The sequence below is a fragment of the Paenibacillus sp. UMB4589-SE434 genome (genome assembly GCF_030226685.1).
Lineage (GTDB): Bacteria > Bacillota > Bacilli > Paenibacillales > Paenibacillaceae > Paenibacillus_B.
The window spans coordinates 1,700,195-1,714,548 of the sequence record NZ_JASOYK010000001.1; the positions used below are offsets into that span (position 1 = coordinate 1,700,195).

The following is a 14,354-nucleotide window of genomic DNA, read 5'->3' on the forward strand; positions in this document are numbered from 1 at the left end:
AGCCATTATATCGAATTGTCGCAGCGTTTCGGTATGCTCTTTTTCACATGTACCTGCCTAAATAAGCAGTGCCATCAGTGACAAATAACCCGAATATATGACAAATCGCTCAAAAGGGCCCCGTACACATATTCCATACATTTATCTGATATCATCAGCAGGGAGAAATGACTAACCTTCTATTCGAGCTCCAATTTTCGAAAATGGTTTATTCAAGGTACAATGCACTTACGTACTTTTTTAATACTGGGGGAATTCCTAATGAGGTTTGCTGAGACTCCTGCACAATATCGTATCCTTGTCGTTGATGATGAGGCTAACATGCGCAATTTATTACGGATTCATCTGAAACGTCACGGATATGGGATAACGGAAACGGCAAGCGGTGAAGAAGCACTTCGACTGCTCCGTGAAGAGAAGTACGATCTCATTATCCTTGATATTATGATGCCCGGCATAGACGGCTGGGAAGTATGCTCCACGATCCGCGAAACGATGAACATTCCCATATTAATGCTGACTGCACGCAGCGATACGCAGGATCTTGTCAGCGGCTTTAACCACGGAGCAGATGATTATCTGGTTAAGCCCTTTATTCCGGCCGAGCTCATCGCGCGTATTGGGGCTTTGCTTAGGCGTACACATCAGTTCAACATGGCAGAAAGCAAAGAAGAGCAGCTGCAAATACGATTTCCTAACTTGGAAATTAATGTGGATAGTCATGAAGTTAGTATCAACGGCACCCTTATTGACTTTACGCCAAAAGAATTTGAACTACTGCATCTGCTCGCGGCAAGCCCGCAGCGGGCTTATTCGCGCGATCTCATCCTAGACAAGCTCTGGTCTATCGACTTTGTTGGAGACAGCCGCTCCGTTGATAATCATGTCAAGAACATTCGCGATAAATCGGATCGCGCCGGGCTTGGCTATGATCCAATTCAGACGGTATGGGGCGTCGGCTACAAATTCAATCTAAAAGGTACTCCGATATGAACAGACCGTGGAAACGAATTGATGTTAAGATCGGATTTACGATCATGTCGTTGTTTCTTATCATCATTGTCCCGATGAGTTTGATCACAGAACGTATTTTAACGAGCTATAATGTCCAGCAAGAGCATCGGAAAACAAATGAACTGGCTATACACCTTATTACGATGATGAGCGCAGGTGACAATATTAATTTGGATGCCATATCAACTATGGCAGAGTTTACGCAGGTTCATGTGTTTGTCCTTGATCCAGAGGGTAAGCTTGCGGCCAAGAGCAAGCATCATCATGGGATCGGCTTTACCTTTTTGACAGCAGCGAACTTGGAACAGTTGCGCCAGGGTCACCCACTCGACACAGAGATGCGTTTAAACAAAGAAAATTACATCGTGGCAGGACTGCCTATGATGATTCAGGATCGCTTTCGCGGAGCCGTTATTGTGGCGAGCTCCTTGCAAACAGTGGAGGAATTTATTGCAGAAGTTCGACAAGTTCTGTTGCTGTCTACGCTTGGCTTGATTGTCATTGCCATTGGATTCACCTATTTGTTGTCACGGAAAATGTCCAAGCCCCTGCTCCAGATGGCAAGCGCAACACGACATATTGCGGCAGGCAAGCTGAATACGCGCGTTCCGGTTCATTCCGACGATGAGATTGGTGTGCTCGCACGTTCTATTAATGAGCTGGCTGTTGAATTAAAGCATTATCGGGATTCACGCAATGAATTTATCGCTAATATTTCGCATGAATTAAAGACACCGATAACTTATTTAGAAGGATACGCGCAGGTGATCGAGGAGGAATTATACGAAAGTGAGGAGGAAAAGAAGCGATACTTGGCAATTATCGGCTCAGAGGCCAGAAGATTGGATCGAATCATCCACGATCTGTTTGATTTGTCCAAAATGGAAGAAGGTCAGATCAGCATGAAATTGGAGCACGTTGATATTCGTTTAATTACGGCGTATGCCGTAGAAAAAGTATTACGCCTCGCGACTGAGAAAGGGCTTAATCTTGAAGTCGAAGCTGGGGACCCGCCATTATTCGTATGGGGCGACCCGGTACGACTGGAACAATTGTTGTTAAATTTACTCGACAACGCCATTCGGTACACGAAGCAGGGCAGCATTCATGTATCTATTCTCCCCTCCGAGGCGCAAGTTCAAATCCATATTAGGGACACCGGTCAAGGTATTCCAGAAGCGGAGTTGCCCTACATATTTGAACGCTTCTACCGCGTGGAAAAGTCACGTTCACGCGAACATGGCGGCTCTGGACTCGGCCTTGCCATCGCCGCTAAGCTCACAGCACTTCATGGAGGCACACTACGAGCGGAGAGCTTAATAGAACAAGGAACTACATTTATTGTTATGCTGCCACGGTCACAGCCATCTGATCTTGTTACAATCGCTACGGGGCATTCCCTTTGATCATGAGACAGCATTAACCAGACAGTCAAATAGCCCCGTCCATTTCTATTGATAGGTAGACGGGGCAGCGTTTGTAATTATTTATTATGACTGGCAAAACACATTTATCCTATTAAGGGCCTACTAGCACCAATACATTCCCATCAGGCGCTTGCATAACAGCAACATTTCCGTCTTCTACTTGAAAAGGGGTCTGAATCCATTTTACTTCAGGATCTTGGCTTAAGAGCTGATACACCAAACTGACACTCTCTACTTGAACTTCAATATCGATCTCTTTTAGCTGCGGATTATTCTGCAGAACCAGCTGCGCCCCGCCATCAGGAAATTTCAGACCGGTGAGCGTCCACTCTTGCCCGCCTTCTAGCGGTCGTTTCACTTCCCACGCAGGCTGAACGCCCAACTTGCCGTAAAATGCTTTTGACTTCTCAATGTCCTCTGTATATAAAGCTGCACAATGTATGGATTTAAACATTTTCATCATCCTTTCGTCTCTAAAGAGCGTTCCATTTTATAAATAAGTTCCTGCATCACTGCTGCCGCTTCCCGCTCCGCATCTTGAGCCTCTGTTAGATCCGCGACCGCATAGTCAACTGCTATTGGATCACGCGGGTTTCCCCCAGTTGGGAAAGGGAACCGTTTCGCAACTCTGAGGAGTGCTTGACCGGCTCGATCATACAGTTGTTGCAAACACGCGGCATCATTCATCCACGCCTCGTACTGTATCTTCTCGCTTATGGATTGCTGCTGCTTCAATTTGAAGTATGTTACCCAGCTCGAAAAAAATTGCGCAGCGTAGCTGCGATCATCAGCCGCCGTTGCTGCTTGATAGGCATTCCCTAAAACATCAGCCGTACCGCTGCGCAGCGCATGAACCCACGCCGTGTATGCTTCAAGCCCATGGCTAAAATGTAAAATGTGCCAATCTTCCCCGCGAAGATGCCGTACAGCATCCTGTAAAGTCATGCGGAATGCATCTATGGACCTAAGCTTTTGCTGGTAGCGATAAGCTGCTACAAACAACTCTCCCAATTGCCTACGGCCCAACTGTTCATAAGAAATTGGTCCATCCCCAAGCGGATCAATCGCATACACAACCTGTTGTTTGTCATCGTAGCCATAAATCAGACCAAATTCAGATACGTGCATATCCCACACCATAACCGGTACTCCCTTATCAATGCTCTCCGTAATAAGTCGAAGGGCATCACTCAACTGGTCTGCAGTCGGGGCTTGAAAGCAATCGGTGCCAACAACACGAATCTCAGCCCCACAGCGCTGCATCCCTTGCCGAAAGACATGCTGCCAATCGTAAGCTGTCGGGCCCGCAATATCTACGGTGCCCTCCTTAACTTGCAGACGGAATGGCAACGAGCTCAAGCCCATGACTTCATGCAAAGAGATGTTCCGCTCCGGTTCTGCACTTGATAACATTCCATACATTGCCAATCCTGCTGATGACCATGCACATGGCTTGCCATTTGCCCTGCGGAACAATTGCTTATAACGTTCCGAATCCAGCACTTTGCGTTTCATCAGGCCATGCTCCTTCCTTTCGTGTATCATGAAGCGGAGCGTTGAACGAATAACTTGCTGCTGAAGCTTAGCTTTGGATCGATGGATAGACGTGTAGATAACACCCGTTGATACTTGCAGCAGTTCGGCGATCTCGGCAGGCGCCAGCTGCTCAAAGAAATGAGCCTCAAAGATGCGTCGTTCTTTAGGCTTTAGATGCTGCAGCATCTGCACCATAAAAACGGCTGTTTCGCCGCGCATCACTTTCTCCAGTGTCTCATTACCTCTACTCTCACTGGCGGTAGAGCCCGAAGTACTCGCTAAAGTGCCTGCTTGTCTCGAGGCCACGTGTCTGGCAATGCTCTCTACATTGGCACAGTCCACCCCAAAGTTATGAGGAGGCGCTTCATCATATGAAACAGGCGTTTCTTTGGCATATGGACCGCCACGGCGCAGCTTCGTGTAGGCTTGGTTGCGAACAATACGATGGAGCCAAGGTACAAATCGGCTTGCATCCGTTACCGATCCCACATGCAAGAATGCTTTTAATAAAGCATCTTGTACGATATCTTCCGCCAGCGCATCCTGCTTGGTTATCTGCCTCGCCCAACGAAATGCCTCTTGCCGATGTCTGCGCACGAGTTCGCCAAATGCACTGCGATCCCCAAGCTGAGCCAGCCTCACAAGCTCTGACTCTTCACGCGTGTGCTTCTCCTCCTCTGTGTCATGAACTGTGGAAATTTCCGCTGCCGCTGTCGTATCAATTGATTGCGCAGCTGCGCTCTGACGGAACAATTCGCCTGTTGTCATCACCATCATCCAACCTCATTTCCTCTGCTGCAAGTTACAAAATCTTTGTTGTTCTTGCCATGATTATCCGCTTCTATAGAGACTGATGCCAGAAAAGGAGCATGTCTTACCATTTCAAGCATTATTTTTATTTATTGTTTCAAAAGTTGTTGTCCATGTCATTCAACAAGTGCAGTCTAATTAGAAGTTTGAGTCTGCTCGGAATGTAGTTTAAGCATACGCAACCCGCGCAGCACTAGTAAGAGGCGTACATAGCGCCCGCGTATCTGACACACGGTTCAACGCCAAAAAGGACTGCGTTCTACTACCATTGCCCTGCAGAAAAAGTGCAGGCAATGGTAGTAGAGAGCATCAGTCCCTATTGTTCATATAACAAAGTATAAACTTGTGGGTATACGATAATCCCCGTATTCACAGATGTACAGACTCGAAATATGTAACACTCGTACTATAGTACCCTTATTCTGTAATAGCCGCGTAACGTTCAGGGGAAAGTAGCTGTTTTAAGGCGTCTTCCATACTGCCTTCAACTTCGATCTCAACAATCCAGCCACCCTCATAAGGTTCTGTATTTACTTGCTCGGGCGCATCTTCAAGCCCTGTATTAACTTTCGTCACTTTACCTGTAACCGGTGTATACAATTCAGACACCGTCTTTACCGATTCAATGGAACCCATACTGTCGCCAGCAGACAACGCTGTACCTACCTCAGGAAACTCAATAAAAACGATGTCGCCCAGTTGATGCTGTGCATGATCTGTAATGCCGATACGCACTGTGCGCTCATCAATAACCAGTGCCCACTCATGTTCCTCACTGTACAGCAGGTTGTTCTTAATTTCGCTCATCATAGAACCCTCTCTTCTTTGCGTAATCATAACAAAATGACCATAAAGAATATATAAAGGAATGAATACACTACTTTAAACATACAGACAACTGACTGATTCTGTGTGTGCAAACAAATTGCTTATATGTTCCATTTATTCTTAACGCCTGTGCAGGCGTCCCCGAGTTACCTCTAGGGTAGTGCAGTTGGATAGTGCCTGTCAATACTCTTATCTTTTTCGTCAAAATTGAATAAATGGATTGACAATGTCAGGAATGTTCAAGTAATAATGTAGATATAACAATTAAAAACAGCGGATGAAGGTAAAGGGAGAGATTACGGCTTAGCAATCTAGCGCGTAACGCCGAAGGAGTAAGCCATGAAGGTGAATCTCTCAGGCAAAAGGACTTTTACCGGACGCACCTCTGGAGAGAATCTTGCCAGTCGCGAGCCAACGGCTTGTACTTGTGACAAGGTCACCCAAGGGGAAACTCATAAAGAATGATGTAAGCGTTCACCCCGAGTAACGCGATCGCTTCTAAGCTATGAGGACACTCTCAGGTACAAAGGACAGAGCGGAAGATATGAAGGCTGATTCATTAAGCCTGCGTTTCTTTTGCCTGTCCTTTTTTGCATGTGTTGCTGGTCAAACAGATAATACGAGGTGATGACATGACAGAATTGAAGCGAACCCCCTTATTTCCGCAATATGCCAACTATCTTGGCGCCCGTTGCATTGACTTCGGTGGCTGGGAACTTCCTGTTCAATTTTCCGGTATTCAAAAAGAACATGATGCCGTTCGTCAACAAGCCGGCTTGTTTGATGTGTCGCATATGGGTGAATTTTGGATTGAAGGCCCTCATGCTGAAGCCTTTATTCAAGGAATGACCACAAATGACGTTACCCGCATAGTTGATGGTCAAGCACAATATTCTTTGCTCTGCTACCCACATGGCGGCGTCGTAGACGATCTGCTTGTCTATCGTGTTGCCGAGGGTCGTTATATGTTAGTCGTTAATGCCTCTAATATCGACAAGGATTTCGCTTGGCTGGAGCAGCATTTACCCGATAGCGGCGTTAGCCTCCGTAATGTATCCGACGAGACTGCATTGATTGCGCTGCAAGGACCAAATGCCGTTGCCATTCTAAGTTCACTTACAGACACACCTGTGGCAGAATTGAAGCCTTTTCACTTTAAGGAGCGCGTAGATATTCAAGGTCTGACTGCACTCGTATCCCGTACGGGATACACGGGAGAGGACGGCTTTGAGTTATATGCTGCATCCGTAGATGCACCTAAGCTGTGGGACATCATTATGGCTGCTGGGGAGCCTCACGGACTCGTGCCAGCAGGACTTGGCGCGCGTGACACCCTGCGCTTCGAAGCGAGACTTCCACTGTACGGGCAAGAGCTCTCACAGGATATATCGCCGCTTGAAGCCTCACTTGGCATGTTTGTTAAGCTGGACAGCGGGCCATTTATCGGAAGTGATGCCCTTCAGCAGCAAAAGCAAGCTGGCCTTAAGCGCAAGCTTATCGGATTGGAAATGATTGATAAAGGCATCGCCCGTTCGCACTACCCCGTATACGCTGATGGCGAGCAGATCGGTGAAGTAACAACAGGTACACAATCACCCACATTCAAGCGTAATCTTGCTTTAGCTCTCATCGATACCAAATACACGGACCTCGGAACCGAAGTGTACGTGGAAATACGCGGAAAGCAGTTGAAAGCCCAAGTAATCAAAGCACCATTTTACAAACGTAATCAAGCATAATGACACTATGTTCATTTCATACTTCATACAGCAAGCATCTGTTGACTAATCCATCCTGACCGAAGGAGAGAACTACAAGATGAAGCAGAAGCATCGTTACATTCCGATGACGGAACAGGATCAAGCCGAGATGATGAAGGTTATTGGCATTTCCTCCGTGGAGGAGCTGTTCCACGATATTCCCGAAGCTGTTCGTTACCAAGGTACGCTGCCGATGTCAGAAGCGCTGGATGAGCCGGCGCTCTTGAAGCATATGAAACAGCTTGCTGAGCGCAACGCCGACTTCGAACAGTATGTCAGCTTTCTTGGAGCAGGCATCTACGATCACCATGTGCCAGTGGTTATCAATCATGTCATTTCTCGCTCGGAATTTTATACCGCCTATACACCGTATCAGCCAGAGATCAGCCAAGGCGAGCTGCAAGCAATATTCGAATTTCAGTCCTTTATATGTGAACTAACTGGGATGGCCGTTGCCAATGCAAGCATGTATGACGGGGCAACCGCGCTCGGTGAAGCAAGCGCACTCGCCAGTGCACATACAAAGCGCAAGCAAATCGTGATCTCTCGAACCGTTCATCCTGAAGCACGTGAAATTGTATACACGACCGCAAAAGGACTTGATCTGGACGTCGTTGAGGTTGATTATAACGAGGGCACTACGGACCTCAACAAGCTTAAGGAACTTGTATCGGATCAGACAGCTGCGGTTGTCGTTCAGTCCCCTAACTTCTTTGGTGCCATTGAAGATGTGAGAACCATAAGTGACATTGTACATGCCCATAAAGGTTTGCTCGTGATGAGCACCAATCCGCTCTCACTGGGATTATTGGAAACACCAGCCAAGCTCGGTGCTGACGTTGTCGTTGGAGACGCACAGCCATTTGGCATATCCGCTTCACTTGGCGGACCGACATGCGGATTCTTCGCTGTATCGGAAGCGCTCATGCGCCGTATGCCTGGACGTATCGTTGGACAGACCGTAGACCTCGATGGTAAGCGTGGCTTTGTACTGACCTTGCAAGCACGAGAGCAGCATATCCGTCGTGAGAAAGCAACGTCCAACATATGCTCGAATCAGGCGCTGCTTGCTTTATGTGCATCTGTATACTTGTCCACCATGGGCAAAGCAGGCCTGCAAGAAGTCGCACAACTTAACGTTCAGAAAGCGCATTACGCAGCCAAGCAATATGAACAAGACGACAGCCTGCAGCTTGCCTTCTATGCCCCATTCTTTAATGAATTTGTAGTTAAGCTTCCTGACGGAGCATCGATAACAGCCATTAACGAGAAGCTGATTGCTAAAGGTTACATCGGCGGCTATGATCTCGGTCAGGCGTATCCAGAACTATCTGGACATCTGCTGCTTGCCGTAACTGAACGACGTACGAAGGAAGAAATCGACGCCTTTAAGGCGCAGCTCAAGGAGGTGCTCGTATGACGGACCAACACACACAACCCGAAGCTCAATCTCGAGCGCAAGCCCCTATCCAGCAGGATAAAAAGCTAATCTTCGAGCTAAGCCGACCAGGGCGTGTCGCTTATTCCCTTTCCGCTTGCGATGTACCTATTGAAGATGTGGGGAGTCTGATTCCTGCTAACTTTTTACGCAGTCAACCGGCCGAACTTCCAGAGGTATATGAAGTTGATGTCATTCGCCATTATACAGAGTTATCCCGCCGCAACTTTGGGATTGACAATGGCTTCTATCCGCTTGGTTCGTGTACGATGAAATATAACCCTAAGATAAACGAAGACACGGCACGCTTTAATGGCTTTGCCAAAATCCACCCGTATCAGCCAGAATCCAGCCTGCAAGGCGCGTTGGAGATGATGTATACGCTGCAGCAGGATCTCGGAGCATTAACGGGAATGGATCAAGTGACGCTACAGCCAGCTGCAGGTGCTCATGGTGAATGGACTGGGCTGATGATGATCCGTGCCTATCATGAAAGCCGCGGCGAAATGCGTACTAAAGTTATCGTGCCTGACTCTTCACACGGCACGAATCCAGCAAGTGCGACTGTCGCAGGGTTAGAGACGATAACAATCAAGTCCAACGAACAAGGAATGGTCGATCTTGATGCCTTGCGAGCTGCAGTTGGTCCAGACACAGCTGCACTTATGCTGACGAACCCAAGCACACTCGGCTTATTCGAAGAACACATTGTAGAAATTGCCGAAATCGTGCATAAGGCTGGCGGATTACTCTATTATGATGGAGCTAACTCTAATGCCATTATGGGAATCACCCGTCCCGGCGACATGGGCTTTGATGTCGTTCACTTGAACTTGCACAAGACAATGAGCACGCCACACGGTGGCGGTGGTCCAGGTGCAGGCCCTGTCGGCGTGAAGAGCAAGCTGATTCCATTCCTGCCGAAGCCGATTGTCGCAGTACGTGCAGACGGCACCTACTATCTGGACTATGATCGTCCTTCATCGATTGGACGTGTCAAAGCTTATTACGGCAACTTCGGCATACTTGTGCGCGCATATACCTATATGCGTACTTACGGACCTGAGGGGCTTCGCACTGTATCTGAATGTGCCGTCCTGAACGCCAATTACATGATGCGCCGCCTTGCACCATACTTTGAACTTCCATATGACCAAGTATGCAAACACGAATTCGTCATGTCTGGACGTGCGCTTAAGCAATACGGCGTCCGCACGCTGGATGTAGCCAAACGATTGCTGGACTTTGGTTTCCACCCGCCTACCATCTACTTCCCGCTTAATGTAGAGGAATGTATGATGATTGAACCGACCGAGACTGAAAGTAAGGAAACACTGGATTCTTTCATTGATACAATGATACAGATTGCACAAGAAGCAAAGGAGAATCCGGAGCTGTTATTAAATGCACCTTACTCTACCCAAGTCCGTCGTCTAGACGAGACACAAGCAGCACGTAAGCCCGTACTGAACTGTGCGTGTAGTTAACAACTCGTTTTTGTCAGTCAATTAGGGCTGCAATCGCAGCCCTCGCCTGCTTGTATCGGCTAATACCGTACAAGCAGGCTTTTTAACATGAGCACCCATTTTTTATCAATACAAATAGAACGAGGACAAAGGAACATCCCTTTCATAATGGGCTTTAATATAATGAACTATCACTGAAAGGAGTTGTTTGCATGTCTGGTCATCGTGAGTGCCGTCCAATTGATCCGATTCATTGCCGCCCAACGGTAATCTTTCAGGATCGTTTCGTCCCCCAAATTATCCCCATCATTCACCCGATTGAGATCGTAGAACGTATTCATTGTGTCCCCGTACCTAGACACATCCATGAGTGTCATCGTCGTGTTGAGAACAATTTTAACGACGGATTTGGTGGATATGGTGACGATGGTATCAATATTAACAGCAAGCAAAAGCAGGCCCTGAAGAAAACCAGAACATCCAGCAAGCCATTACACAAAACAAAGGGGAAAAACCGTTCCAGCCGTAGAAAATAACACCGTCTTACCCTACAAACCAATGATTTATTCTCCAATTCCTATTGTTGTTTCAGCTCATAGACAAGGTCGTAAAGCCATCGCTGCTGTCCTCTTATAAATACCACCTCACGGCAATCTCACATCCGAGCAGCCTCGGGCCTCCTGGGGCTAGCTCGTGCCTTTTCAGTGCTCACAAGTTGGCACCGCTTCACCGTATACTATGTATACCTGCCGTATTTAACGGCAGGGGAAATGATGGTACCCTCATGATCCAACCACTTATTTTTTGGATAATTCTTGAAGCAGCGACACCCATTTTTCCATCGTAACATCAGAAGGGGATGAGGCAGAGGCTGGAGCTTCTACTTCTTTAGATACTTCATCTGGTGCTTGCAGCCGCTCAAGTTTACGTTGTGCTCTTGCTTCTCTAAGCTGCGCCATCAATGATTCCATCTTACGTTCATTGAATTTCTTAATTTGAGCGAGTACGTCTTCCATATTATTAATGTTTTCCAAAGGAATCCCTCCTCCCTTCGGTAAAATTAGCATCTTCACGTATTACAGCACATCAATTTGAATGACCAGAGCAAGCAAGATTTGCAGGAGTACTTGAATGTTGACCGAAACGAATGAATCCGTAGTGGATACGACAACACCTTTCGAATTTTGGATCACGACGCGTTGACGATTCGTCTGCTTCACATCGATTTTTTGCAGCAAATCGTTCACGATCGATTCTGCACGAGTCGAACTACCGATCGAAATGCTGATAACAACCACTAATGCTGCTTGCAAGGAAGCCTGCAGGGACGCTGCGATCTTCGTATCCGTTGTTGTCACATTGACATCACAGGAATCCTTAATAATGACTTCCTCATAGGATGCCTGTACATTTTCGATAATCTGATCTGCGTCTTGGTTAACCGTAGAATGATCCAATGGATGACAGCAATGCTCCAGTGCCGACCAGTGATAATGTTTCTTGTGATCATCGTTGCACTTTTTGTGTTTTTTCTCATGTTTATCTTGGCAGCTCATAGGGTTCACACCTCACTTTAGTATTTTTACAAGACATCAATCTTAATGACCAACGCCAACAAGATTTGCAGCAAGGCCTGTATATTTAACGATACATCTGTGCTTGTCGTCGAAACGTTAACATTAGCGGAGCGTTTGATGATGGTTCTTTGATAGCTCTGTTGTTTCACTTGTACCTTTTGCAGTAATTCTTGCGTAACCGCCTTCGCACGCTCCCCATCCGCAATCGTCAGATTGACGACGATTGCAATTGCAGCTTGCAAAGCTATTTGTAAGGTTGCTGTAATCTTTGTATCGGTGGATTCCACCGTGACACCACAGGAGTCTTGTATAAATATGAGTTCTTCTGAGCCTTGCCATGTGCTCGAGATTTGATCAGCCTCTTGGTTAACATCTCCTCTGCTCATGAACTTCACCTCCTCCTTGATACTCTATTTCTATTCGATAAACAACCAAATGGTATAGATGAATTCTCTATTAAAACGCACATTCTATTAATATATGGGGAGAAGTATTTTAAAAAGCGCCCTAAGGCGCTTTTTATGAGGTTACTTTTTCTTCGGTTTCTTTTTTTCCTCGCTTTTTTGTTCCTTTTGCTTTTTAATAAGTTTTTTTCTTTCTTCACTCTCTTTCTTGGAAGAAGCGGCTGGTTTCTTGACCGGCGGCTTCGAAGTCTTCATTTCGGCAGGTTTTATCCGCTGCGGCTTTTCTGCCCGTTCTGCTTTTCTTCGTTCTTCTTTCATAAATTGAACGTACTCTGGTTTCATTTCAGCCTTCTTCTGCTGTTCCTCCAACTTTTTCTGCGACTCCATATACTGTTGAACCTGCTTAGACAAATCTTCTACCATGGTTTTAATTTGTGTCTTATGTCCATCTGCAATGGGGAGTTGATCATCAGGTGTTATGCCATTACGGTGAAACGAATCTGATATTAGTAAATTCAATACACTGTTTGGCAGCAGAAGCGAAGCTGGTTTTTGATCTTTTTGATCTTCACTCATCAGACATTCATCCTCCTACATCGATCATTTTTGTATCTTCTCAGACATATTCTATGTTTTGGAAAGGTAGTTTGACTGGGTGAGATAGAGAGTGAGAATATCTGGAACAAGAAGTCCAATAGGTTTCGGTATCACTGTCATAGATTATAGGCGGTGCTAACAACATAAAAAGCCTTGCACATTGCAAGGCTCAGCTAAAAATATCTATTTGATACAAACAGAAAAACCCTAGTAAGTTTGTCTATTACCGCTTCGACACTTGAAAAAGAAGTTCATTGATCCGATGACCGAGCTTGCTTGCTCCATTTGTAAGGTTACTTAGAACATGTACCCGTGCCTTCGTTTTCATGTATAAGGAAGATATCAGCCCTACTCCAGGGTCACATCCCATCACATAATATTTAATTACTTCATTATCAACGGTGTTGATCCATACACCGTACCCGTAACTTACATACTCGCTTGATTTCACAAATGGTGTCAGCATCGTACGTGTGATCTCCTCAGTAAGCAAACGATTGTTCACTAACGACGTCCAAAAGATATCCATATCCGCCGTAGTCGTAAATGCACCGCCGTCAGGCAAGCTCATAATCGGAATAGAATACATATTCGTCCGCCAAGCTCCTTCTTTATCGAGCATATATCCTGTCGCCGTACGCTCCGGAAGCTGGTCCAACCGATAGTAACCGGAATCTCTCATCCCACAGGCTTCAAACACATGCTGTGTAACAAACGCATGAAACGGCATACCCGATACATTTTCCACAATAATACCTAATAGAATATAACCTGAATTATTATAAGAAAAGCGCTCCCCGGGGTTAAACTTCATTGGCTGGTCTTGGAACAAAGGCAGCATATCCCGCGGCGATAAGATCGTATACATCGGAGTAGTTTGCCACAATTCACTATAATCTGTCATATATTCTTCATCAAAGTAATCTGGCACACCGGAACTGTGCGTTAGCAAATGATGGATCGTAATTTCTTGGCTCCAGCTTGTGCCCGATATGTCCATACAAGTGTGAAGCGGGGTCTCAAATGTTAGCAATCCACGCTCTACTAATTTACAAATGGCAACTGCCGTAAATATTTTGCATCCAGAGGCCATTCCATATCTTGTATCTACTTGGTTAGCCATTTGCTCGCTCCGATTAGCCAGTCCATACGCCTGTTGAAGAACAGTTTGCTCACCATCATGTACTAGAATACTTCCCGCAAATGAAGCATGATTCCCCTCTATTTCCATTGTTAGCTCAAATACGTTCATCCACTATTCCTCCACGGTGTTCGATTAATGATTCTAATAAAGTGTAAAGTGTATTGGATCACCTTGTGCAACTATTCAATTGAGGCTAGATCTGCTTTCCCTAACATATCATTCCTCTCAAACACCTCTCGTGTATTATGTATTATTGATTATACATTCATATTTAACACCATCAAATGGTTATTTGGCAAATGTTATCATGTTTTCAAACAGATCACCGACGCCCTATGTTATTTATAGCTGTC

14 protein-coding genes and 1 riboswitch are annotated in these 14,354 nt (G+C 46.0%); of the genes, 6 read left to right on the forward strand and 8 right to left on the reverse strand.

The features are described from left to right. Positions 1-261 precede the first annotated feature (261 nt). Both QP775_RS06910 and QP775_RS06915 read left to right on the forward strand, forming a co-directional pair. Complete coding sequence (locus QP775_RS06910) at positions 262-993, forward strand: response regulator transcription factor (protein WP_239328140.1); 732 nt, start codon at positions 262-264, stop codon at positions 991-993. Beyond that, complete coding sequence (locus tag QP775_RS06915; RefSeq protein WP_285104697.1) at positions 990-2,420, forward strand: sensor histidine kinase; 1,431 nt, start codon at positions 990-992, stop codon at positions 2,418-2,420. Before QP775_RS06910 ends, QP775_RS06915 begins: the two co-directional genes overlap by 4 nt. Positions 2,421-2,532: 112 nt before the next feature. Here QP775_RS06915 and QP775_RS06920 read toward each other — a convergent pair whose 3' ends face one another. The 3 genes from QP775_RS06920 to gcvH all read right to left on the reverse strand — a co-directional run bounded on the left by QP775_RS06920 (position 2,533) and on the right by gcvH (position 5,594). Next, positions 2,533-2,895, reverse strand: coding sequence for a VOC family protein (locus QP775_RS06920; RefSeq protein ID WP_285104698.1), 363 nt, complete (start codon positions 2,893-2,895; stop codon positions 2,533-2,535). A gap of 5 nt (positions 2,896-2,900) precedes the next feature. Continuing rightward, complete coding sequence (locus QP775_RS06925) at positions 2,901-4,754, reverse strand: sigma-70 family RNA polymerase sigma factor (protein ID WP_285104700.1); 1,854 nt, start codon at positions 4,752-4,754, stop codon at positions 2,901-2,903. A gap of 450 nt (positions 4,755-5,204) precedes the next feature. After that, a complete protein-coding gene (gene gcvH / locus QP775_RS06930; RefSeq protein WP_285104702.1) occupies positions 5,205-5,594 on the reverse strand; it encodes a glycine cleavage system protein GcvH in 390 nt (129 codons plus the stop codon). Positions 5,595-5,892: 298 nt separating this feature from the next. Continuing rightward, positions 5,893-5,995, forward strand: a riboswitch (glycine riboswitch). A 252-nt stretch (positions 5,996-6,247) separates the two neighbouring features. On the opposite strand from gcvH, the gene gcvT reads away from it, so the two are divergent. From gcvT to QP775_RS06950, 4 genes are all read left to right on the forward strand, one after another. Further along, on the forward strand, positions 6,248-7,354 hold the full coding sequence (gcvT, locus tag QP775_RS06935) for a glycine cleavage system aminomethyltransferase GcvT (RefSeq protein WP_285104705.1): 1,107 nt from the start codon (positions 6,248-6,250) through the stop codon (positions 7,352-7,354). A 79-nt stretch (positions 7,355-7,433) separates the two neighbouring features. Beyond that, positions 7,434-8,795 (forward strand): aminomethyl-transferring glycine dehydrogenase subunit GcvPA, encoded by a 1,362-nt coding sequence (gene gcvPA / locus QP775_RS06940; RefSeq protein WP_239328146.1) that lies wholly within the window; start codon positions 7,434-7,436, stop codon positions 8,793-8,795. Further along, entirely contained in the window at positions 8,792-10,300 is a 1,509-nt protein-coding gene (gcvPB, locus tag QP775_RS06945) for an aminomethyl-transferring glycine dehydrogenase subunit GcvPB (protein WP_483311993.1), read from the forward strand. Before gcvPA ends, gcvPB begins: the two co-directional genes overlap by 4 nt. Positions 10,301-10,491: 191 nt before the next feature. Continuing rightward, positions 10,492-10,815: a hypothetical protein gene (locus QP775_RS06950; RefSeq protein ID WP_239328148.1), complete on the forward strand. Its 324-nt coding sequence runs from the start codon at positions 10,492-10,494 to the stop codon at positions 10,813-10,815. Positions 10,816-11,076: 261 nt separating this feature from the next. Here QP775_RS06950 and QP775_RS06955 read toward each other — a convergent pair whose 3' ends face one another. From QP775_RS06955 to QP775_RS06975, 5 genes are all read right to left on the reverse strand, one after another. Further along, positions 11,077-11,313 carry a hypothetical protein gene (locus QP775_RS06955; protein WP_239328149.1) on the reverse strand — a complete coding sequence of 79 codons (237 nt, stop codon included), beginning with the start codon at positions 11,311-11,313 and terminating at the stop codon, positions 11,077-11,079. A 42-nt stretch (positions 11,314-11,355) separates the two neighbouring features. Next, positions 11,356-11,835 (reverse strand): spore coat protein, encoded by a 480-nt coding sequence (locus QP775_RS06960; RefSeq protein ID WP_239328150.1) that lies wholly within the window; start codon positions 11,833-11,835, stop codon positions 11,356-11,358. Between the two features lie 26 nt (positions 11,836-11,861). Beyond that, positions 11,862-12,242: a spore coat protein gene (locus QP775_RS06965; protein WP_239328151.1), complete on the reverse strand. Its 381-nt coding sequence runs from the start codon at positions 12,240-12,242 to the stop codon at positions 11,862-11,864. A gap of 141 nt (positions 12,243-12,383) precedes the next feature. After that, on the reverse strand, positions 12,384-12,836 hold the full coding sequence (locus tag QP775_RS06970) for a hypothetical protein (protein WP_239328152.1): 453 nt from the start codon (positions 12,834-12,836) through the stop codon (positions 12,384-12,386). 244 nt (positions 12,837-13,080) lie between these two features. Then, positions 13,081-14,109: a serine hydrolase domain-containing protein gene (locus QP775_RS06975; RefSeq protein ID WP_239328153.1), complete on the reverse strand. Its 1,029-nt coding sequence runs from the start codon at positions 14,107-14,109 to the stop codon at positions 13,081-13,083. Between the last annotated feature and the right edge of the window lie 245 nt (positions 14,110-14,354).